The organism is Rhodopseudomonas julia (assembly GCF_030813515.1).
In the GTDB taxonomy this organism is placed as follows: Bacteria; Pseudomonadota; Alphaproteobacteria; order Rhizobiales; family Afifellaceae; genus Afifella; species Afifella julia.
In genome coordinates, this window is record NZ_JAUSUK010000001.1 from 170,158 (window position 1) to 191,271 (window position 21,114).

Sequence of the window (21,114 nt, forward strand, 5' to 3'; positions counted from 1 at the left end):
CCGATCGAAACTCGGCCCAGACCACTGAGCCTCAGGCGCTACATAAGTTGACTATAAAGGTCAACAATTTGCGGGCAGGACCTTTCGGCTGCGGCATTGATCGCTCATCCAAAGGTGATTGCAAAAAGGCAGTCGCGCGCGTTGTAACGCCCAGCCTCATTCGCCCGGGCGCCCAAAGCCGAATCCCAGCCGAGACTTAAACGCCGCGGCTAAGGATTCGATTCATGGGCCTCACACGCCGATTCAGATCCTTCAAGTGTCCTGTGAAGCAATCTCCCGTCTCGGCCGACGCTTGTGGCCTTTGAGTGCCACATAGATCGCCGGAATGACGAGGACCGTGAGCGCCGTCGAGGAGGCGAGGCCGAAGAGAAGCGAGATCGCCAGCCCCTGGAAGATCGGATCGGCAAGGATCACGGCGGCCCCGATCATAGCGGCGAGCGCCGTCAGAAGGATCGGCTTGAAGCGGATGGCGCCCGCCTCCAGAAGCACGTCGAGGAGCGGCCGCTCAGGGTCTGCCGTCTGCGCGTGTCGGATGAAGTCCGCGAGCAGGATCGAGTTTCTGACGATGATGCCGGCAAGTGCGATGAAGCCGATCATCGAGGTCGCCGTAAAGGGCGCATCGAAGAGCCAATGACCGAGCATGATGCCGATGAAGGTCAGAGGGATCGGCGTGAGGATGACGAGCGGCAGCTTGAAGGATCCGAACTGGGCCACGACCAGGATGTAGATGCCCAGAATGGCGACGCCGAAAGCTGCGCCCATGTCGCGGAAGGTCACCCAGGTCACCTCCCATTCGCCGTCCCATAGAAGCGTCGGATGGGCTTCGTCCTGCGGCTGACCATGCAGCTTGACCGTCGGCTTCGGCAGATCACCCCAATCGGTCTCGTCGATCTTCTTGTCGACGGCGAGCATCCCGTAGATCGGGGCTTCATATTCACCGGCGAGCTCCGCCTGCACCATCACGGCAGCGCGGCCATTGTGGCGGAAGATCGGATAGGAGGCCTGCTCCTCCGTGACGTTGACCACATCGCCGAGTTCCACGATCGAGCGGTTGCCAGGGAGCGCATCGGCGGCCACTGGCGTCGACAGGGCACGCTCGTCGAGCACCTTGTCGCCCTTCGACAACCGCATAACGATCGGGATCGGATGCCGGCCTCCGCCGCGATGCGAATAGCCGAGCGTCGAACCGGAATAGAGCGCGCTGATCGTGTCATACACGTCGCCCTGCTCCACCCGGTAATATTCCAGATTGTCCTGATCGATGGCGATGCGGCTGCGCTCGGCCGGGTTGCCGAAGCTGTCGTCGACGTCGACGATGAACGGCACTTCCTCGAAAATGTCGCGGACTTTTCGCGCCACCGCACGACGGGTCTCGCCGTCCGGCCCGTAGATCTCAGCCAGAAGCGTGGAGAGGACCGGAGGACCCGGTGGCGGCTCGACCACTTTGAGCGCGGTGCCTGCCGGCAGATCGAGACCGACAAGCGCCTCGCGCATGGCAAGCGCGATCGCGTGGCTCGAGCGGTCGCGCTCGTCCTTGCCGAGAAGATTGACCTCTACGTCGCCCTGCTCGGGATTGGCGCGGATATAATAGTGGCGAACCAGCCCGTTGAAATTGAAGGGGGCAGCCGTTCCCGCATAGGTCTGGAAGGAGACCACTTCGGGAATATCGGCCAGTCTCGTGACGATCTTCTGCAGCGCCCGATCGGTCGCCTCGACGGAGGACCCTTCCGGCAGATCGACGACCACCTGAAGCTCTGTCTTGTTGTCGAAGGGAAGGAGCTTCACCGTCACATGCTTCGTGTAGAAGAGCGACAGCGAAGCGAGCGTGGCGATGCCGACGACGATCAGGAAGACCCAGGCGCCCGCGCGCGTCACCAGGATGGGGCGCGCCACGGCAATATAGAAGCGGCCGAGAAGACCGATCTGATGGCCGGCATGGGTGCTTACCGCTCCCTCGTCGCGGCGCCCGAGCTTCATCATCAGCCACGGCGTCAGCGTCACCGCGACGAAGAACGAGAAGAGCATCGCACCCGACGCATTCGCCGGGATCGGGCTCATATAGGGGCCCATCATGCCCGACACGAAGAGCATCGGGAGAAGGGCTGCCACCACGGTCAAGGTCGCGACGATCGTCGGATTTCCGACCTCCGCCACCGCTTCGATCGCGGCCTGACGTTTGGATCGGCCGTCGCGCATCGCCCAGTGGCGGGCGATGTTCTCGATGACGACGATCGCGTCGTCGACCAGGATGCCGATGGAAAAGATCAGCGCAAAGAGACTGACGCGGTTGAGCGTGTAACCCATCAGGCGAGAGGCGAAGAGCGTCAGAAGGATGGTCGTCGGGATGACGACGGCAACGACCATGGCCTCGCGCCAGCCGATCGCGATCGCCACCAGAACGACGATCGAAATCGTTGCGAGCCCCAGATGAAAGAGAAGCTCGTTCGCCTTCTCGTTCGCCGTCTCCCCGTAATTGCGGGTGATGGTCATGGCGATGTCTTCGGGGAAGATCTCGCCTTTGACCTCGTGCAGGCGGTGGACGATCTCATCAGCGATGACGACGGCGTTGGTACCGTGACGCTTGGCGATCGCGAGCGACACGGCCGGCACGCGCGTCAGGCCGGCGTCGGTCTTGGCGACGTTGGCGACACGCGTCTCCTTCGGATCGGTCGCGAGCGTGATGTCGGCGACGTCGCGCACATAGACGGGGCGGCCATCGCGCGCCGTCAGAAGCAGATTTCCGATCTCCGGCAATGTCTGCAGCGTCTGCCCCCCGACGAGAACCCTCTGTCCGCCATCGGCGCGCACGGTTCCGGCTTCGAAGGACCGGTTGGCGCCCTTAAGCTTGCCGGAAAGCTGTTCCAGGGTGATGCCGTAAAGCGAGAGTTTTTCCGGATCCGGTTCGATGCGGATCTCTTCCGGCTGCTCGCCGACGATATAGGTGAGGCCGATATCGGGGAGTTTGGCGATCTCCACCTGCAATTCGCGCGCAATCCGCGTCAGGTCGTTTTCCGACCAGCGCCCGGCCGCATCCGGCTCGGGCGACAGCGTAACGACCACGATCGCCACATCGTCGATGCCGCGGCCGACGATCAAGGGCTCGGGGATCCCGGTCGGGATCTCATCCATATTGGCGCGAATTTTTTCGTGGACCCGCAGGATGGCCGCATCGGAAGACGTGCCGACTTCGAACCGCGCCGTCACCATGGCGGCGTCGTCGCCGGTCTGCGAATAGACGTGTTCGACGCCGTCGATGCTTTTGACGATCGTCTCCAAGGGCTCCGTCACGAGCTTGACAGCGTCTTCCGCCTTCAGTCCGTCGGCCCGCACATGGATGTCGACCATCGGCACGGAAATCTGCGGTTCCTCTTCGCGTGGCAGCGTGACGAGGGCCACAAGGCCGAGCGCAAAGGAGGCGAGCAGAAGAAGCGGTGTGAGCGGCGATGAAATGAAGGATTTCGTCAGGCCGCCAGCAAGGCCGAGCTTCATGGCAGGACTACCCGGTCGCCCGCTTCGAGGCCGCTTAGGATCTCGACCGTTTCGGCGTTCGCGTCTGAAGCACTCGTATTGGCGGCCTCATCTTTCGCCTGCGAGGCAAAACTCCGTCCGAGAACCACGGCGACTTCGACGGGCCCCTCCTCAGTCTGAAGCGTGACGTAGTCGATCCCGTGACGCGTCGTCACCGCCCGGCGCGGCACGGCCAGAACCTCTCGCGTCGCCACCGGGATCCAGACGAGCGTGCGCTCGCCGACGAAATAATCGCCGAGGCCTTCGACCTCGACATCGGCCTTCACCTTGCCGTCCTCGATCTCCGGATAGACTTTGACGAGGCGACCGGTGCGCGGCTCGACCTCGCGCGCAATGCCGTCGGCGCTCAACACCCGGTCGCCGACCTTCACCATGTCGCCCTCGACAATCTCTGCCGCATGGCGCTCTGGCAGCGACAATCTCAGGAAATAACCGCCTCCGGCGACGGTGGCGATCTGATCGCCGGCCATGACGACGGAGCCCGGCGTTACCGGCACATCGATCACGCGCCCCGAGGCAGGCGCCAGCACTTCGCCCTCGCGGGCATTCTGCTCGATAACGGCGCGCTCGGCTTCGGCGGCCGCAAGTTGATTGGTATAGACCTGGACCTGCGTCGAAGCCTCGTCGAGACGCGATTGCGAAACGGCGCCGGTGGTGCGCAGCTGTTGGGCGCGCTCCAGATCCGTGTTGGCATTGGCGAGCTGCGAGCGCAGGACTTCGATCTTCGCATCGGCCGCCCTCTTTTGAATCGGGATCTTGTCGTCGATGATGACGGCTATCATCTCTCCCTTCTCGACCTCGCTCCCCTCATCGACGGAAATCTTCTCGATCGTCCCGCCGATGCGCGCACGAGCAGCGACGACATCGCGGCTTTTGACCTGGCCGAACACGGCCTTGGTCTCCGGCACGACGCGCGGCGTGACCGTCATTTCGGCGGAGGCCGCAGGTGAGGCCCCCACGGGCAGGGCAACCAGAGCGAGAAGGATCGCGGCAAAGGCTTTCGCAGCGGCAGAACTCTGCCGGGCAACATTCAGCATGACGGTCTCAGAGAGGGAGGGTTGGAGCCGCCGGCTTGAGCCGGCGGCTGGATTGAATACGGCTTACGAGAAAGCGACGCCGGGCTGCATGCCCATCTTCTTGAAGATGAAGGCGGCCGGGCAGAAGCCCGTAAAGGACGCCTGCAGCAGATTGAGGCCGATGAACGCCGTCAAAAGATACCAGTACGGCGATGTCGCATAACCCAAAAGCAGCGACAAAAGGATCATGCAGCCAGCAAAGGCGAGGACGGCACGGTCGACTGTCATTTCACTTTCTCCTTCGTTGGGCCGCCGATCTATTCAGCGGCCTCCATGTGGATTTCCTTGAGCTTCTTGATGCCGAGAGCATCGAGCACGACGTTTTCGAGGAAACTCGCGCTCTGCCCCTGGCGGATCTTGCGCAGGAAGTAGCGCTCGAAGCCGATCTTCGCGGCGTGCACCCACCGCCCCTGCGAAGACCAATTGACGTTGCGCGGCGGGATCTGGGGTTGAGCGATAAAGGCAATGCCGTCGTCGCCGAAATCGGCAAGGCAGACGGCGTTCCAGGAGGCGACGGCATGCGGCTCCTGGCCTTTCAGGAGAGCGGAAATGTTCTCCGCCGTCGCCGTCACCATGGATTCGATCATAAAACCGGTCTTGGGGACGCCCACCGGCAGCGCCGTCTTTCCGACGGGCGGGATCGCCACGCACACGCCGATCGCAAAGACATTCGGATAGGTCTCGTTGCGCTGGTGGCGGTCGATGGTGATGAAGCCGCGCGGGTTGGTGAGGCCTTCGATGCCATGGACCGCGGGCACGCCGCGGAAGGCCGGCAGCATCATGGAAAAGGTAAAGGGCAGTTCGTGCGTCGCCTTCAGCGTGCCGTCGTCGTGGAGTTCCTCCACAACCATCGTGCCGCCTTCCGCCTTCACCGTCCGCGCATTGGTGATCCACTTGATGTGGTGTTCACGCAGCGCGCTCTCCAAAAGGCCCTTGGTGTCGCCGACGCCATCAAGGCCGAGATGGCCGATATAAGGTTCCGGCGTGACGAAGGTCATCGGCACCTGGTCGCGCTTCTTGGCGCGGCGGAGAGCCGTGTCGAGCACGAAGGCGAATTCGTAGGCCGGACCGAAACAGGAGGCGCCCTGAACAGCGCCGACGACGACCGGCCCCGGCTTCTTCACCAATTCGTCGAAGGCCGCCTTCGCCTGCACGGCATGTTCGATCTGGCAGATCGATTGCGTTCCGGCCTCAGGCCCCATTCCTTCGATTTCGTCGAAGGCGAGATCCGGGCCGGTCGCGATGATGAGATAATCGTAATCGAGGAACGTCCCGTCATTGAGCTCGACGCGATTTTCCTGCGGGTGGACACGGCGCGCGCCTTCCGGTCGGAAACCGATCCCCTTGCGCGCCAGAACCGGGCCCACTTCCACCGTGATCTCGGACGGCTGCCGCCAGCCCACCGCCACCCACGGATTGGACGGCACGAAGGAATATGTGCCGCCGAGATGCACGACGGTCAGTTCATCTTCCCGGTTGAGCTTTGCCTTCATCTCGTAGGCCATCACGATGCCGCCGAGCCCGGCTCCCATCACCACAATCTTCGCCATTAAACCCTCCCTCTCCGGCCCTGCGGCCTGTGCTGCCTCGCAGGCGGCCGGCGATGCCCGCCGATCGCCGCTGGACCGCATTGCGGCCCATCGCGAGGTGAGACGGCTCCCGATTTTTCGGTGTCATCCGCCCCATCTGTCTTGCGTTTAACATTCAAACATTCTAATTTCAAGATGATGAATGTAAGCGACATGATCCCCGCATCGGAGCGCGCAGCCGACCTCATGCGCAGCCTCTCGCATCCGCAGAGGCTGCTCGTTTTGTGCGCGTTGGGGCGGGAAGAAAAATCGGTCAGCCAGCTGCGCAAAGAGCTCGGCGGCATCGACCAAGTGCCTATGTCACAACACCTTATGCGGCTGAGGGCGGATGGCCTGGTGCTCTCCAGGCGTAAGGGCACGAACGTCTTTTACCGCATTGCCCGCCCCGAAGTTCTCGTCGTCATCGAGACCTTGCACGGCGCCTATTGCACCCCGCCGATGGCGGCCGAGGACTAGGCGGCCTCGTCTTCACCGTTTTGTGTTGAAAGCGTGAAAGCCTGGCGCGCGATTGACCGCATGTCAGGCGAAAGTTAGGACGGCCGAGGCCCCCCCCCACCCCTGCGGCAGCGTTCCCCGATGACCATTTCCATTCCGTCCGGCGACACGCCCGGCACCCGCCTTGCGACGCGGCTCGCCTTCTTTATTGCCGGTTTCGGCACGGCCTGCTGGGCCCCGCTCGTGCCTTATGTGAAGACACGCCTCGGGGTCGACGAGGCCGGGCTTGGCTTGCTGCTCTTATGCCTCGGCGTCGGCTCCGTGTTGACCATGCCGGCGGCCGGCGCCCTGTCTGGGCGGATCGGGGCGCGCGCCGTCATTCTCGCCGGATCGCTCGGGCTTGCCGTCACCCTGCCGCTTCTCGCCGTCGCACCGACGAGTGCGGCGATCGCCGTCGTGCTCTTCGCCTTCGGAGCCTCCATTGGCGCTGTCGATGTCGGTGCCAACGTCCATGCCGTCGAGGTGCAGGATGCGGCCGGCGTGCCGCTCATGTCGAACTTCCACGGGCTTTACAGCGTCGGCGGCCTGATCGGAGCGGCTGGCATGACCGGCGCCCTGTCGGTCGGACTTGCTCCCTCCGTCGCGGCGCTCGCCGCCGCTGTCATCCTGGCACTTGCGATCGTCGTGGCCTCTCCGCGACTCCTACGGACGCGCGCCGAGGATCATACGCCCTTGTTCGTGCGCCCGCGCGGCATTGTGCTTCTGATCGGCCTTCTCGCCTTTGTCATGTTCCTGACCGAGGGCGCGATGCTCGACTGGGGCGCCGTCTTCCTCACCGAGAACAAGGATTTTCCGGCCTCGCAGGCGGGCATCGGCTATGCCATCTTCGCTGGCGCAATGACGATCGGTCGGTTCACCGGCGACCGCTTCACGCGGCTCGTAGGCGCCCGCAACATGCTGCTTATCGGTGCCTCGCTCGCCACGATCGGGCTCCTCAAGATCATTCTGATGCCGGCGCCTTTGTCTTTGATCGGCTTCCTCTTTGTCGGCCTCGGGGCCGCCAACATCGTGCCGCTGCTCTTCACCCAAGCCGGCCGCCAGAAGGTGATGCCCGCGGGGCTCGCCATCGCAGCCATGTCGATGTTCGGCTATGCGGGGGTGCTTCTCGGGCCCGCCCTCGTCGGCTTCGTCGGCAAGGCTTTCGGGCTCCCCATCGCCTTCGGCATGCTGGCCGCGATGGTCACGGTTGTCGCCGCCTGCTCACGACGGGCCACGCAACCGGTCTAGAGCAAGCACTATGATCCGCCCTACCGCACCGGCGTCACGAGGATCTCGCCGACATTGACGTGTTCCGGCTGCGAGACCGCATACATCACCGCAGCCGCAACATCCTCGGCTTTCAAGGCGTCAGGCTTCCTTTCGTCGAAGAACGGCGTGTCGACCATGCCCGGCTCGATCAAAGTCACACGCGCACCGGTGCCTTCAAGCTCCTCGCGCAGATTCTGGCCGTAGCCGGTCACCGCCCATTTGGTGGCGCCATAGACGGACCCACTCATGGTCATGCGGCCGGCGCGCGAACCTGTGATGAGGATGTGGCCGCGGTTCTTCTTGATTTCTGCCAGCGTCACCTTGGCGGTGAGCACGACGCCCAGAACGTTGGTCAAAATCATCTCGCGGAAATTATCCGGATCGCCGCCTTCCGTGCCGGACCCCTTGGAGCCGACGCCGGCATTGGCGAAGACCACATCGATGTGCCCGAAGGCTTGAAGCGTCTTGTCGACCATCGCCTGCTGGTCTTCCAGGCTCGTCACGTCGCAGGAAATCGCGATCGCCCGCTCCTTACCGAGCTCGGCGACGAGGCTTTCGAGCTTGTCCTTGGATCGTGCGGCAAGTGCCACGTTGTAGCCGGCCTCGACGGCCGCGCGTGCCGTCGCCGCGCCGATGCCGGTCGAGGCGCCCGTGATGAGAAAGGTTTTCATGAATTGCTCCCGGAGCTTTTGAAGTCAGGAAGGGGCACGCTCCAAGGAGCGCTTACCCCCAACCTAAGGCGGCAATCGCCCGGGGCGATAGCCGGCCCCTCAGCTTCACCGCGCCGATCTCCCCGGCTCGGGCCGTACGCCGAGCCGCCGGATCAAGGCGAGCGCCTCCGCTGGAGGCTCAAGCTCCACACGGCGATATTCGCTGCCGCTGCGCGTCCGCCAGACAAGGCCGAGATCGACAAGCGCCCGGCGCAAGAGCACAGGGTCACCAAAACTGTGCCGCGCCACCAGAAACGCGTTCACCTCCACTTCCGTGAAGGTTTCGTCGGCCGGAAGGAGCGACCAGATGAGCCACAAGCAGAGCTCGCGATCGCTTTTTCGTTTCGGCCAGCGCAGGAGCACGGCATTTTGGTCGAACTGGCGCAGCACCCGCTTCAATCGCCGCTCGTCGGCGGGCGGATTGTCGGCCGCTCGATCTATTTGAAGGTGATCGGCTGACGGACCGCCAGGCGCGGTCTGATCGCCGGGCGCCTCCTGGCCGAGCATGTTCGCTCGCAGTTGTTGAAAGTTGCGGTGCCCGGCCGAACGGGCAAGCATATTGAGCAGCTCAAGATGGCTCGGTGGAGCCTCATGATCGGCAAGCTGTCGGCGAAGCGACTTCGCAAACGTCGACATATCGCGCGTGGCGAGTGGAATGGGAGTTCTGGACATGACCAACCCTCAAGCGTGCCGTTCCAGAATGGAGGTCGAGGGTCACCGGCTTGCGACGCGGCACGAGGCTTGGTGTCGAGCTTTACTCTCTGGCAGGTTTAGCTTCCCTCGCGGGACGGTGACGCCTGGGTGAACTGCGGACCCTCGGCGCTCTATGCTCCAGCCAATCGCGTTTTTCAAGAGGCTCCGCCTCTGGATTGGCTTGCCGGCTTGTCACCGGCCCTCACCCGATCGCTTCGATGGAAACCTCGTGCTCGGGCCGGCCCTGTTTCTCGAAGCCTGTCAGATTGGCGATCGTCGTCTCGGCAATGGCGCTCAACGCCTCCTCGGTGAAGAACGCCTGATGGCCGGTGATCAAAACATTCGGGAAGGTGAGAAGCCTGGCGAAGACATCGTCCTGCAGCATGTAGTTTGAGAGATCCTCAAAGAAGAGATCGGCCTCCTCCTCATAGACGTCGAGGCCGAGGGAGCCGATCTGGCCGCTCTTCAGGCCGTCGATCACGGCACGCGCATCGACGAGCGCGCCACGGCTGGTATTGATCAGCATGCAGCCGGGCTTCAGGGACGCGATGCGATCGGCATCGACGAGATGGCGCGTCTCCGGCGTCAGCGGACAGTGCAGGGTGATGATATCGCTTGCCGCGAAAAGCTCATCCACGGAGACATACTCGGCGCCATCGGCCAGGCAGGCAGGGTTCTGTCTCAAATCGTAGGTCAGGACGTGCATGCCAAACCCCTTGAGGATCTTGACCACGGCAGCCCCGATGGCGCCGGTGCCGACGACGCCCGCCGTCTTGCCCTGAAGATCAAAGCCGAGCAGGCCTTCGAGCGAGAAATTGCCGTCGCGCACCCGGTTATGGGCGCGGCAGAGCTTGCGGTTGAGCGCCAGGATGAGCCCGATCGTGTATTCGGCGACCGCATGCGGCGAATAGGCGGGCACGCGCGCCACCGACATGCCGAGCCGGTGAGCGGCGGCAAGATCGACATTGTTGAAACCCGCACAGCGCAGGGCGACGAAGCGTACGCCCTCCTCCTTCACCGCGGCGAGTGTCTCCGCGTCGGCGCTATCATTGACGAAGATGCACACGGCCTCGGCGCCGCGCGCCAGCGGCGCCGTCTCACGCGTCAGATGCGGTTCGAAGAAGCGGAGTTCGTGGCCAGAGCCCTCTGCGGCCTTCTCAAAGAAGCTGCGGTCGTAACTCTTCGTGCTGAAGACGGCGACTTTCATGGGCCCTTCACCTCCTCGGGGTTCGTCCTGTCGGTGTAAGGCTGCAATTGGGAAGGATCGGGGGGAATTCCAACCGATGGCTGGTCTGCACGAATGAGGAGCCGAGCAGATCTGCGGCGGCCGCCGAGCGGACGGCTGCGACCGGCCTACTTCTTCTCCAAAAGCAGCGTGCCCGTCTTCTTCAGCCGGCCCTGCACCTTGTCGGCGATCGCCGCCAGGAACCAGGGCAGATCGACCTCGATGCGCACCACCTCCTCGAAGACATCGACGCGCCCGGAAATCTTCTGGCCCATCGTGGCCGCATCGAAATAGAGCCTCTCGCCCTCCCAGCGTTCCTCGAACTGCAAGACGCGGCCGATGCCCATATCGTCGCGCACGCGATCGAAGCCCTTCTCCAGGCGACGTTTGGCCTCTTCGCGGCCGAGCTTATGCGGAATATTGACGGTAACGGGCGTGGACATCTTCTCTCCTCGAAGGAATTTCGCCTGGATGTGGTGGCTCGCGGGCTGGAAGACAACTTGGCTTGTGAGCAATGGCCGAAATCGTCACAGCCACCCCTATCGGGCGAACCTGGAAGAGGATGCGGGAATGCAGGACGGAAGCATGCAGTCCGAGAAGAAGACCGCCATCGTCGTCGGCGCGGGCGTGGTGGGCGTCGCCACGGCGATCTGGTTGCAACGCCGCGGACTTAACGTCCTCCTGATCGATCGCGAAGGCCCTGCCGCCGGCGCCTCCTTCGGCAATGCAGGGCTCCTCGCCTCGTCCGCCGTCGTACCGGTCACGGAGCCTAGCCTGCCCTTCAAAATGCCGGGCATGATCTTGAGCGCGGACAAGCCCGTCTTCCTGCGCTGGCCGCATCTGCCGAAGGCCATGCCCTTCTTCCTCCGCACGCTTCAAATGTGCACGCGGCATAAAACGGAGGATATCGCAGCGGCGCTTGCCGGCGTCATCTCCGACAGCCTGGAGCAGCATCAGGCGCTCGCCGAGGGAACCGGCGCGGAGGATTTCGTCGTACCGTGCGAGTATCTCTACGCCTACAAGAGCCGGAGCGATTTCGAAGCCTCTTCCTTTGGCTTCGGTCTGCGACGCAAACACGGCTTTGCCTGGCAAGAACTCGAGGGAGGCGAGCTTCACCGCCGCGAGCCGGCGCTGGCGCCGGAACTGACCTTCGGCATCACCTTTCCCGACCATGGCTATATTCGCGATCCCGGCCGTTACGTAGAGGCACTAGCGGCCCATTTCACGGCATTGGGCGGACGCCTCGTCACGGCGGACGTCAGCGACATCGCGCGCGAGAACGGTCGCGTCACGGGCGTGCGCGCCGGTGGCGACATGTTTGCCTGCGAGGCCTGCGTGCTGGCGGCCGGCATCTGGTCAGGGCCGCTCGCCAGATCGCTCGGCATGCGCGTGCCGATGGAGAGCGAGCGCGGCTATCACCTCGAGATCGAAGCGCCAGAAGAGAAGCTCAAAGGCCCCGTAATGATTGCCGCCGGCCAGTTCGTCGCGACCCCGATGACGGGGCGCATCCGGCTTGCAGGCGTCGTCGAATTCGGCGGGCTCGAGGCACCGCCAGACGAGAAGATTTTCGATTTCATCCGCCGGGTCGGAAAGGCGGCCTTGCCGGACCTCCCTTGGCGCGAGAGCGGGCAGTGGATGGGCCACCGCCCAGCACCGGCCGATTCCATTCCCTTGATCGGCGAGTTTCCGGCCGCGCGCGGCGTCTATGCCGCCTTCGGCCATCACCATCTCGGGCTGACGGGCTCGGCGAAGACCGGCCGGATCGTCGCCGATCTCATCGCCGGCCACACACCCAATATCGACCTCACACCTTATCGGCCCGACCGTCCCTGAGATACCCTCACTCGGCCACAGGCTCGTGGCGGAAGTGGAATTCCGTGATCTGGCGATAGGTCTCGCCGGGTCTCAGAACGGCGCTCGGAAAACCCTCATGGTTCGGCGCATCCGGCCAGAGCTGCGGTTCCAGACAGAGCCCGGCATGCGCGCCGTAGGGGCGGCCTTCGAGCCCTTTCACCGGCAGATCGAGCTTGTAACCGTCATAGAGCTGGACGCCCGGCTCCGTCGTCCACACCTGCATTTCCAGTTCGCCGTTGTCGTTCCAGAGGCTCGCAGCATGGCGCGGATCCTCGTGGCGGTGCTCGGCCAGGCAGAAATTGGCGTCGTAAACCGTCTTCTCCGCACCGCGACGGTCGGCGATCTTCGCGCGCTTTCTGAAATCGTAGGGCGTGCCTTCGACGCCGCGCACCTCACCCGTCGGGATCTCGTTTTCGTTCGCCGGCAGATAGGCCTGCGCTGGGATCATCAGAGAGTGATTCAGGATGTCGTCTGCGCCGGAGAGGTTGAAATAGGAGTGGTGGAGAAGGTTGAGAAGCGTCGGCTCGTCGGTGCGGCCGAGATAGGTGATGCGCAGCGTCGCCGGCGGCAGAAGCTCGAAGCGGCAGGTCACCTCCACAGTGCCCGGATAACCGGATTCCCCGGCCCGCGAAACGAGGCCCAAAATGACGCTCGTCTCGTCATGGCTCATGATGCGCCAGGGACGACGTCCAAAACTCGCCTCGCCGCCATGCAGGTGATTGGGCGGATCATTGACGTCGAGCTCGACCTCGCGCCCGTCGAGCGTAAAACGTCCGCCAGCGATCCGGTTGCCGACGCGCCCCGCCGTCGCGCCCAGAAACGCGTTCGTGGCGAGATAGCCGTCGAGATCGCAAAAGCCGAGGACCAGGGGATGCGGCATGTGCAGCAATCTGAGATCGCGCAAGATTGCGCCATAGGTGATGATGTCGGCCGACAATTCGCCAGCGGCGATCGTCACCGCCTCGATGGTCTGTCCCTCTGGCGTCGTCCCGAAAACCCGTCTCGTCCCTGCGGCTTCCATGGCGCGTCTTCTTTCTGCTGGCGTTTCTCCCTCGCCGGCTATGACAGTCCGAAAGCATCGGTTCAAGGTGCCGGAGGAAGCATCCCTCGCCCGGCCCGAGCACGCCTTGAGGGTGCAGCCGCGAAGGCGCCGCTCGGCGCGGATCGGGCCCTCCCGATTGCCGTTTCCAGAAACGATGCTGCGACGTTCGTCCGCTCAGGCCGACATGGCGGGCCGGCGTGTCGTCGACGTCAGGCGCTCGACAATCGTCAGAAGGTCGTTCTCGCCAAACGGCTTGGACAGATGATTGACTTCGCCGAAATCGTTGCGCACGTCGGCCAATTCGTCACCGGAACAGATGCAATAGGGGATGTGGCGGGCGGTCAATCGGGCGGCGACCGAGGTGCTCAGCCTATGCTCCACATTCGCGTCGAGAATGGCCACATCGATTGTCTCGGTATCGGCGAGACGCATGGCGTCGTCGAGCGACCCGGCGGGACCGACGACTTCGTGGCCCGCATCTTCCAACAAGAGCTTCATCGTGCCGGCGATCATCGCCTCATCGTCGAGCACGAGAACGCGCAGTTTGCGCGTACCTGCCTCCATGCCCAGCATCCTGGGCCTCCCTTATCGATTATCCGGCCATCCTCCTGCGGGACAACCGGTGCTTGAGAGACATGGTACTCGAACAAGGACGTCCGCGACAATATTTTCGAGGCGGCAGGAAAATGCAGTAAACACCGCATTGACCTGCCGCCAGTTTATAATCACACCAAAGTGAAGTCACGTCGGAGGCTCGAAGACGCAAAGTCAGAGCTCGCCTCGCTGCGGTAAAACCCGAAAAACTCGCTCGCCGCGTTTCGATCGAGGACGGGTTACGGCCTGGTCATCATTGTTCGCCGGCGTACTTTTCGACGAGCGCTTTCGCGTCCTCCACGAGCGCCTTGCCGTCAAAGCCCTTCTGCGTCATGTCCGCCATCCAGGTCGTCTCCACGTCCTTCGCTTTGGTCTTCCAGCGTTCGGTCTCCGCCTCGTCGAGCACGACGATTTCGTTGCCCGCCTCTTCCGCCGCCTTGCGGCCAGGAACGTCTCCCTCGTCCATGACGCGCCCGGCCCATGCGGCCGTCTCACGGCCGGAATTGGCGTCGATCACCTTCTTCAGATCATCCGGCAGGGCCTCGTAGGCCGCCTTGTTCATGAGGAAGACGCAGGTGGCGGTATAGAGCGCGTGGTCGCCCGCAAAGGCCGTGTGGCTGTCGACGAGCTCGGCGATCTTGAGCGGACCCGTCACCTCCCAAGGCAACGCCGCGCCGTCCAAAACGCCCCGCGCCAGCGCCTCCGGCACCACCGGCACCGGCATGCCGACGGGAACGGAACCTAACGTTTCCAGAAGCTTGGTGACCATGCGCGTCGACCCGCGAAGCTTCAGCCCCTGCATGTCTTCGAGCTTGTGCACGCCCTTCCCCTTGAGGTGCAGGAGACCGGGGCTGTGCACATGCACGGTGATCACCTTGAAGTCCTTGTACTCGTCCTGAAGGTGTTTCTCGTAGAAATCGTAGAAGGCGCGCGAGGTCGTCTCACCGTCCACCGGCAGGAAGGGAAGCTCGAAGGCCTCCGTCTTGGGGAAGCGCCCCGGCGTGTAACCCGACAGGGTCCAGATGATGTCGACAACACCGTCGCGGGCCTGGTCGATCAAGGCGGGAGGTTTGCCGCCGAGCTGCATCGAGGGATAGAGCTCGAAGGCGATCCGGCCGCCCGATTCCTTCGTCACTTTGTCTGCCCAGGGCTTGATGAAATCCGCCGGGATCGACGACTGCGCCGGCAGGAATTGGTGAATCTTGAGGGTCACCTCCTGAGCCGCGGCGGAAGCGGAAAACCCCAGCGCCACAGCAAGGCCCAAACACACAGCGCGAAGCATCTCGTCCTCCCGTTTTCGTCTTCCTCTCCGGCGACGCCGGACGGGCCGAAAGGATCGCATCGCGCCTTTAATGGCAACCCGATATGGGGCTGAGGACCGGGCAACCGCAAAAAACTGAATTAAAACGCGGCCCGGCGGTTCGGGAGGAATAAAGCCAGACACAACTCCTTGTTGAAATTCTGACGATTCCTTGGCATAAGAGAATAGATCTTTGGTTGGTAGCGTTGATCGATTCGATCCCTCCTCCCGTCGATCTGTTCCGAGCCCCTTGCCGCCAGATCCCCCCTGGCGGCACTTTTTTTTCGGCGGATGCTCTGCTCTTCCTGAAAGCGCTTTGCGGAGAGCGCTTTGCCGGGCATCCAACCGAAGCCCTACCCCCATCGCCGAGACCTCTGACAGTCTCTCAACGAGTGGAGCAACGCCTGGTGGCGTGCCGCAGCAGCGCCGCTCGTTTGGCTCGCTAGCCTCGGCCGCAGCGCAATCGCGCTTGTATCCGCCGTCTGTTCGATTATATCGCGCCCAAACATGTATCGAACGAGAATAGGTCGCCCGTGAACGTGAGAACTTTGTGCCTGGCAATTCTCTTCGCCCGAGAAGCCACAGGCTACGAGATCAAGAAGCTCTCCACCGAGGGCGAATACGCCTACTTCGTCGATGCGAGCTTCGGCTCGATCTATCCCGCTCTCGACCGGATGGAGCGCGAAGGCTTCGTCACCTGCCGCAAAGAGGACGAGCTCGGGAAACCGTCACGAAAGGTCTACTCCATTACGGATGCGGGGCGAGCGCACTTCGTCGACAGCCTCTTCGACCTTCCTGCGCCCGACGTCTTTCGTTCGGAGTTCCTCCTCGTCGTCATGCACGCCGACATTCTTCCAAAGCCCGTCATGCGCCGCGCGATCGACCATCGTATCGAGCAGATCGAGGGCGACATCGCGAAATTGCGCCAGATTGCGCAAGCCAATCACCGCGGCGGCCCGCAATGGGCAATCAATTACGGTCTCGACTGCATGCAGCACGCACTCGCCTATCTGCACGCCCACCGCGACGAACTCGAAACTTGCGCGGAACTCGGCGCCACATCTGACACCTCACAGCCGGGCACCTCGCAGGATGCCGCGCGCATCGCGGCGGAGTAGGCACAATGCGCATCCGCTTCTCCTACGTCTTCGCGACCGCGCTCGCTGTCGCTATTTCTGCCTACATGCTGAGCGGCACGATCATCATCGGCGGCGAGCCGAACGAGCCGCCCGACAGCGTCGCCGAGAGGGAAAAAGCCGGCGCATCCGAGCTCGTCAAAGTCCAGGTCGAACGGCACATCGCCCAGGAGCGCACGTCGCGCCTTGAAATTCGCGGACGCACCTCCGCCGACCACCTCGTCGAAGTGAAAGCGCAGACCGGCGGCATCGTCGAAGAGCGGCCCACCGAAAAGGGCAAGAGCGTCAAGCCGGGCGACCTTCTCTGCGTCATCGAGCGAGGGGCAAGACGCGCTCAACTCGCCCAGGCGCGCGCGCAACTGGAACAGGCGAAGGTCGATCTCGAGGCGCAGCAGGCGCTGGCCGGCAAAGGCTATACGGCGAAGAACCAGATTCCAGCTCTGAAGGCCTCCGTCGATGCCGCCCAGGCGCGCGTCGAAGAGGCTGAACTGGAGCTGCAGCGCACGGAAGTGCGCGCCCCGATCGGCGGAGTGATTCAGGACCCAATTGCCAATGTTGGCGATGTCGTCGCCCTCGGCGGCACCTGCGCCACCATCATCGATGCCGACCCGATGAAGGTCATCGGCCAGGTCGCCGAGCAGGAGATCGGCCATGTGAAAGTCGGGCAAAAGGCCGACATCACGCTCATCTCCGGCGAAACCCGCGAGGGCAAGGTCAGCTACATTGCGCCCTCCGCCGACGAGGAAACACGCACCTTTCGTATCGAGATGACGATGGCCAATGCCGATCGCTCGGTGCGCGACGGCCTGACGGCGCGCGCGTCGATCCCGCTCGGCGACGGTCGGGCACAGCTTCTGTCGCCGTCCTACCTGACCTTGAACGACGCGGGCGAAGTCGGCGTGCGTACCGTCGATGCCGACGATGTCGTGCATTTTCTGCCCGTCGAAATCATCGCGCCGGCAGAAGAAGGCGTCTGGGTGAGCGGCCTTCCCGATGAGGTCGACATCATCACGGTCGGCCAGGAATATGTCGTTGCCGGGCAGAAGGTGGAGGCGATGGCGCCGAAGAGTGCCGCCATGAAGCCCGCAGCATCCGACACGGCAAGCGCCGCGGGGGCCATTCGATGATCTCTCTTTTGGAGGGCATTCTGAGGCGGCCGCGCACCGTCCTCACCTTGATGCTCGTATCGCTCCTTGCCGGCATCGCCGCCTATCAGGCGGTGCCGAAGGATGCCAATCCCGATATCGACATCCCGGTCTTCTACGTGTCCGTCGTGCAGCAGGGCGTCTCGCCGGAAGATGCCGAGCGGCTTCTGGTGCGCCCGCTCGAAAAGCAATTGCGCGGCCTCGACGGGCTCAAGGAGCTGACGGCCATCGCCTCCGAAGGCCATGCCGCCGTCGTGCTCGAATTCAACGTCGATTTCGACAAGGACGAGGCGCTCGCCGATATTCGCGCCAAGGTCGATCAGGCCCAGGCGGATCTGCCTTCCGAAGCCGAAGAGCCTCTCATCGTCGAGACCAATTTCGCGCTCGTTCCAACGATCACCGTGGCGATCTCCGGCAACGTGCCCGAGCGAACCCTCGTCAAACTCGCCGAAAAGCTGCAAGACGAGATCGAGAGCATCTCGACGGTTCTGCGCGCCGACATCAACGGCAACCGCGAGGAAGTGCTCGAAGTCGTCATCGACATGGCGAAGCTGCAATCCTACGACATCACGCAGGAAGAGCTTCTCAACGCCCTCAGCGCCAACAACCAGCTGATCCCGGCGGGCTTCCTCGATACGGGCCGCGGTCGCTTCTCCGTCAAGGTGCCGGGACTGATCGAAACAGCGGCCGACGTCTATTCGCTGCCGATCAAGCAGAAGGACGAGGGCGTGGTCACGCTGGGCGACGTCGCCACGATCAAGCGGACCTTCAAGGACGCCACCAATTTCACCCGCGTCGACGGCGAGCCGGCCATCGCCATCAACGTCGTCAAACGTCTCGGCACCAACGTCATCGAGAACAACGACAGTGTGCGGGAAGTCGTCGCCGCAGCGACCAAAGACTGGCCCCAGAGCGTCCAGATCCACTATCTTCTCGATCAATCGGGCTTCATCTACGAGGTGCTGGGCTCGCTGCAATCATCCATCATGACGGCGATCCTGCTCGTCATGATCGTGGTGCTCGCAACCCTCGGCCTGCGCTCCGCGCTCCTCGTCGGCCTCGCCATCCCGACCTCCTTCATGATCGGATTTCTGATCGTCGGCCTCGTCGGCATGACAGTGAACATGATGGTGATGTTCGGGCTCGTCCTCACCGTCGGCATGCTCGTCGACGGGGCAATCATCATCGTCGAATATGCCGACCGGAAGATCGAAGAGGGCATGGACAAGCAGGAGGCCTATATCCGGGCCGCCAAGCTCATGTTCTGGCCGATCGTCTCGTCGACCGCGACGACGCTTGCCGCTTTCCTGCCGATGCTTCTGTGGCCCGGCGTCTCCGGGGAGTTCATGAGCTATCTGCCGATCATGGTGATCATCGTGCTCTCCGCCTCGCTGGTGACGGCGATGATCTTCCTGCCGGCGACCGGCGGCTTCGTGGCGGGCGTCGCCGATTGGGTGGCGCCGCGGGCAGCGGGCCTGCTCGCTCTCACCGCCGGCCTTGCCGCTGCCGTCATCGCCCTTCTCCTCGTGTCGCAGCCGCTTGCGGCCGCTCTCTCCGGCATGCCGCAGATGGCTGTGACGGCGCTCGGGCTTCTCTTCGCGCTCGTCCTCGGTGGTTTCGTCTTCTGGAGTTCTCGCGGCCTTGCCCGCCGCATCGTCCGGTTTCGCCGTTCACATTCCCATCCGAGCACCGCTGCCCATCTTTCCGCGGAGGCGGATCTCGATCCGGAAAAAGTGCCGGGCTTCACGGGCGCCTATGTGCGCTTCCTGCACGGGCTCACGGGCTCGCTCATCGGCAATGTCGCTGTCATCCTCGTGATGGCCGGGCTGATCGTTTCGATCTTCGTCGGCTTTGCCCGGCACAATCAAGGCGTTGAATTCTTCGTCGACGAGGAGCCTGACGTCACGGCCGTTCTCGTCTCCGGCCGCGGCAATCTCTCCGCCAACGAGGCCCTCGCGCTCGTCTCACAGGTCGAGGCCGTCGTCCTCGACCTACCGGGCGTGGAAAGCGTCGTCACCAACGCCTATCCGAATGGCGGCGGCGGCGGCGAGAGCCTCGACGGCGTGAGCGACAAACCGGCGGACCTCATCGGCGAGCTCAACCTTGAACTTCTCGATTTCTCAAAGCGCCGTCCCTGGCAGGAAATGGAGGCGGAGCTGCGCCGCCGCACAGCCTCCATACCCGGTATCAAGGTCGAACCGCGACTCATTGAAGGCGGCCCGCCGACCGGCAAGGACATCAATCTTCAGATCACTGCGCCGAATTACGACCAGGTGCTTGCCGCGACCAAGCAGGTTCGCGCCGAATTCGACCAGTTTCCAGGTCTCCTCGATGTAGAGGACGACACGCCGCTTCCCGGCATCGAATGGGAATTGTCGATCGACCGCGAAGAGGCCGGACGCTTCAACGCCGGTATCGCCTCCGTCGGATCGATGATCCAGCTCGTCACCAACGGCGTTCTCATCGGCAAGTATCGCCCCGACGACGCCGACGACGAGCTCGATATCCGCGTGCGGCTGCCGGAGGATCAGCGCTCTCTCGATCGACTCGACCAGCTGCGCCTTAGAACGACAAACGGCCAGGTGCCGATCGCCAATTTCGTCACCCGGGAAGCGAAGCCGAAAGTCTCGTCCATCACCCGCAAGGACGGGCTTTACGCGATGAGCGTGAAGGCCGCGGTCGACAAGACGGATGGCACCACGGTCGACGGCAAGGTCGGAGAGATCCAGGCCTGGCTCGACCGGCAATCCTGGCCGGAGGGCGTGCATTTCCGCTTCCGCGGCGCAGACGAGGATCAGGCGGAGGCCGAGGCCTTTCTCGGCAAGGCTTTTGCCGCCTCGCTGTTCCTGATGGCGCTCATCCTGATTACCCAGTTCAACTCGTTCTGGCAGACGGGCATCACGCTTTTGACCATCATTCTGGCGGCCGCGGGCGCCCTTATCGGGATGGTCATCACCGGGCAGAAACTCTCCGTCATCATGACGGGCACAGGCATCATGGCGCTCGCCGGCATCGTGGTGAACAACGCCATCGTCTTGATCGACACTTACAACCGCATGCGCGAGGACGGTGTCGAACCGCAAGAAGCCATCCTGAAGACGGCGGCGCAGCGCCTGAGGCCGATCCTGCTCACCACCATCACCACCATCGCCGGCCTCATTCCGATGGCGACGCAGGTCAATTTCGACTTCTTCAACCGCATCGTCGCGGTCGGCTCGATCACCTCGGTATGGTGGATACAATTGTCGACGGCCGTCATCTCCGGCCTCGCCTTCTCAACCGTACTGACCTTGATCCTGGTGCCGGTGCTGCTCGCTCTGCCGCTCAATCTCGCACGCTTGTTCAAGACGGATAAGGCAGACGAGACGGGATCGTCCGCCTCGCAGGAAGAACTCCCCCTCGCCCCCGCGCGGCCAAGGCGCAAGCGCAAGCCCGGCGATACGGGCAGCTATTCTCTCCCCGACGCGGCGGAGTGAGAA

The 21,114-nt window shown here is 63.3% G+C and carries 17 protein-coding genes; 6 read left to right on the forward strand and 11 right to left on the reverse strand.

What is annotated here, in order from left to right:
• Nucleotides 1-252 precede the first annotated feature (252 nt).
• From J2R99_RS00725 to J2R99_RS00740, 4 genes are all read right to left on the reverse strand, one after another.
• On the reverse strand, nucleotides 253-3,489 hold the full coding sequence (locus tag J2R99_RS00725) for an efflux RND transporter permease subunit (protein WP_307152604.1): 3,237 nt from the start codon (nucleotides 3,487-3,489) through the stop codon (nucleotides 253-255).
• Complete coding sequence (locus tag J2R99_RS00730) at nucleotides 3,486-4,565, reverse strand: efflux RND transporter periplasmic adaptor subunit (protein ID WP_307152605.1); 1,080 nt, start codon at nucleotides 4,563-4,565, stop codon at nucleotides 3,486-3,488. Before J2R99_RS00730 ends, J2R99_RS00725 begins: the two co-directional genes overlap by 4 nt.
• A gap of 63 nt (nucleotides 4,566-4,628) precedes the next feature.
• A complete protein-coding gene (locus J2R99_RS00735) occupies nucleotides 4,629-4,832 on the reverse strand; it encodes a YgaP family membrane protein (RefSeq protein ID WP_307152606.1) in 204 nt (67 codons plus the stop codon).
• Nucleotides 4,833-4,861: 29 nt separating this feature from the next.
• Nucleotides 4,862-6,154, reverse strand: a complete 1,293-nt coding sequence (locus tag J2R99_RS00740; protein ID WP_307152607.1) for an NAD(P)/FAD-dependent oxidoreductase — start codon at nucleotides 6,152-6,154, stop codon at nucleotides 4,862-4,864.
• Between the two features lie 192 nt (nucleotides 6,155-6,346).
• Here J2R99_RS00740 and J2R99_RS00745 point away from each other — a divergent pair, with 192 nt between their 5' ends.
• On the forward strand, nucleotides 6,347-6,649 hold the full coding sequence (locus J2R99_RS00745) for an ArsR/SmtB family transcription factor (RefSeq protein ID WP_307152608.1): 303 nt from the start codon (nucleotides 6,347-6,349) through the stop codon (nucleotides 6,647-6,649).
• A 120-nt stretch (nucleotides 6,650-6,769) separates the two neighbouring features.
• Entirely contained in the window at nucleotides 6,770-7,915 is a 1,146-nt protein-coding gene (locus J2R99_RS00750; protein ID WP_307152609.1) for an MFS transporter, read from the forward strand.
• 20 nt (nucleotides 7,916-7,935) lie between these two features.
• Here the strand turns inward: J2R99_RS00750 and J2R99_RS00755 are convergent, their stop codons facing one another.
• From J2R99_RS00755 to J2R99_RS00770, 4 genes are all read right to left on the reverse strand, one after another.
• Nucleotides 7,936-8,607, reverse strand: a complete 672-nt coding sequence (locus J2R99_RS00755) for an SDR family oxidoreductase (protein WP_307152610.1) — start codon at nucleotides 8,605-8,607, stop codon at nucleotides 7,936-7,938.
• Between the two features lie 105 nt (nucleotides 8,608-8,712).
• Nucleotides 8,713-9,318 (reverse strand): DUF2087 domain-containing protein, encoded by a 606-nt coding sequence (locus J2R99_RS00760; protein ID WP_307152611.1) that lies wholly within the window; start codon nucleotides 9,316-9,318, stop codon nucleotides 8,713-8,715.
• A gap of 223 nt (nucleotides 9,319-9,541) precedes the next feature.
• Complete coding sequence (locus tag J2R99_RS00765) at nucleotides 9,542-10,546, reverse strand: 2-hydroxyacid dehydrogenase (RefSeq protein ID WP_307152612.1); 1,005 nt, start codon at nucleotides 10,544-10,546, stop codon at nucleotides 9,542-9,544.
• 146 nt (nucleotides 10,547-10,692) lie between these two features.
• On the reverse strand, nucleotides 10,693-11,007 hold the full coding sequence (locus J2R99_RS00770) for a polyhydroxyalkanoic acid system family protein (RefSeq protein ID WP_092809856.1): 315 nt from the start codon (nucleotides 11,005-11,007) through the stop codon (nucleotides 10,693-10,695).
• Nucleotides 11,008-11,149: 142 nt separating this feature from the next.
• Here J2R99_RS00770 and J2R99_RS00775 point away from each other — a divergent pair, with 142 nt between their 5' ends.
• Nucleotides 11,150-12,397, forward strand: coding sequence for an NAD(P)/FAD-dependent oxidoreductase (locus tag J2R99_RS00775; protein ID WP_307152613.1), 1,248 nt, complete (start codon nucleotides 11,150-11,152; stop codon nucleotides 12,395-12,397).
• A 7-nt stretch (nucleotides 12,398-12,404) separates the two neighbouring features.
• Here the strand turns inward: J2R99_RS00775 and J2R99_RS00780 are convergent, their stop codons facing one another.
• The 3 genes from J2R99_RS00780 to J2R99_RS00790 all read right to left on the reverse strand — a co-directional run bounded on the left by J2R99_RS00780 (nucleotide 12,405) and on the right by J2R99_RS00790 (nucleotide 15,336).
• Entirely contained in the window at nucleotides 12,405-13,439 is a 1,035-nt protein-coding gene (locus J2R99_RS00780; protein ID WP_307152614.1) for an aldose epimerase family protein, read from the reverse strand.
• A gap of 195 nt (nucleotides 13,440-13,634) precedes the next feature.
• Nucleotides 13,635-14,033 (reverse strand): response regulator, encoded by a 399-nt coding sequence (locus tag J2R99_RS00785; protein ID WP_307152615.1) that lies wholly within the window; start codon nucleotides 14,031-14,033, stop codon nucleotides 13,635-13,637.
• Between the two features lie 274 nt (nucleotides 14,034-14,307).
• The gene (locus J2R99_RS00790; RefSeq protein ID WP_307152616.1) at nucleotides 14,308-15,336 is read right to left on the reverse strand and encodes a TRAP transporter substrate-binding protein; all 1,029 of its coding nucleotides are present in this window, start codon (nucleotides 15,334-15,336) and stop codon (nucleotides 14,308-14,310) included.
• Nucleotides 15,337-15,887: 551 nt separating this feature from the next.
• On the opposite strand from J2R99_RS00790, the gene J2R99_RS00795 reads away from it, so the two are divergent.
• Genes J2R99_RS00795 through J2R99_RS00805 form a run of 3 tightly spaced genes read left to right on the forward strand, consistent with a single transcriptional unit; the run spans nucleotide 15,888 to nucleotide 21,111 of the window.
• Nucleotides 15,888-16,472 carry a PadR family transcriptional regulator gene (locus J2R99_RS00795; RefSeq protein WP_307152617.1) on the forward strand — a complete coding sequence of 195 codons (585 nt, stop codon included), beginning with the start codon at nucleotides 15,888-15,890 and terminating at the stop codon, nucleotides 16,470-16,472.
• A 5-nt stretch (nucleotides 16,473-16,477) separates the two neighbouring features.
• Complete coding sequence (locus tag J2R99_RS00800; RefSeq protein WP_307152618.1) at nucleotides 16,478-17,617, forward strand: efflux RND transporter periplasmic adaptor subunit; 1,140 nt, start codon at nucleotides 16,478-16,480, stop codon at nucleotides 17,615-17,617.
• A complete protein-coding gene (locus tag J2R99_RS00805) occupies nucleotides 17,614-21,111 on the forward strand; it encodes an efflux RND transporter permease subunit (protein ID WP_307152619.1) in 3,498 nt (1,165 codons plus the stop codon). The genes J2R99_RS00800 and J2R99_RS00805 overlap by 4 nt, the downstream gene beginning before the upstream one ends.
• Nucleotides 21,112-21,114 lie beyond the last annotated feature (3 nt).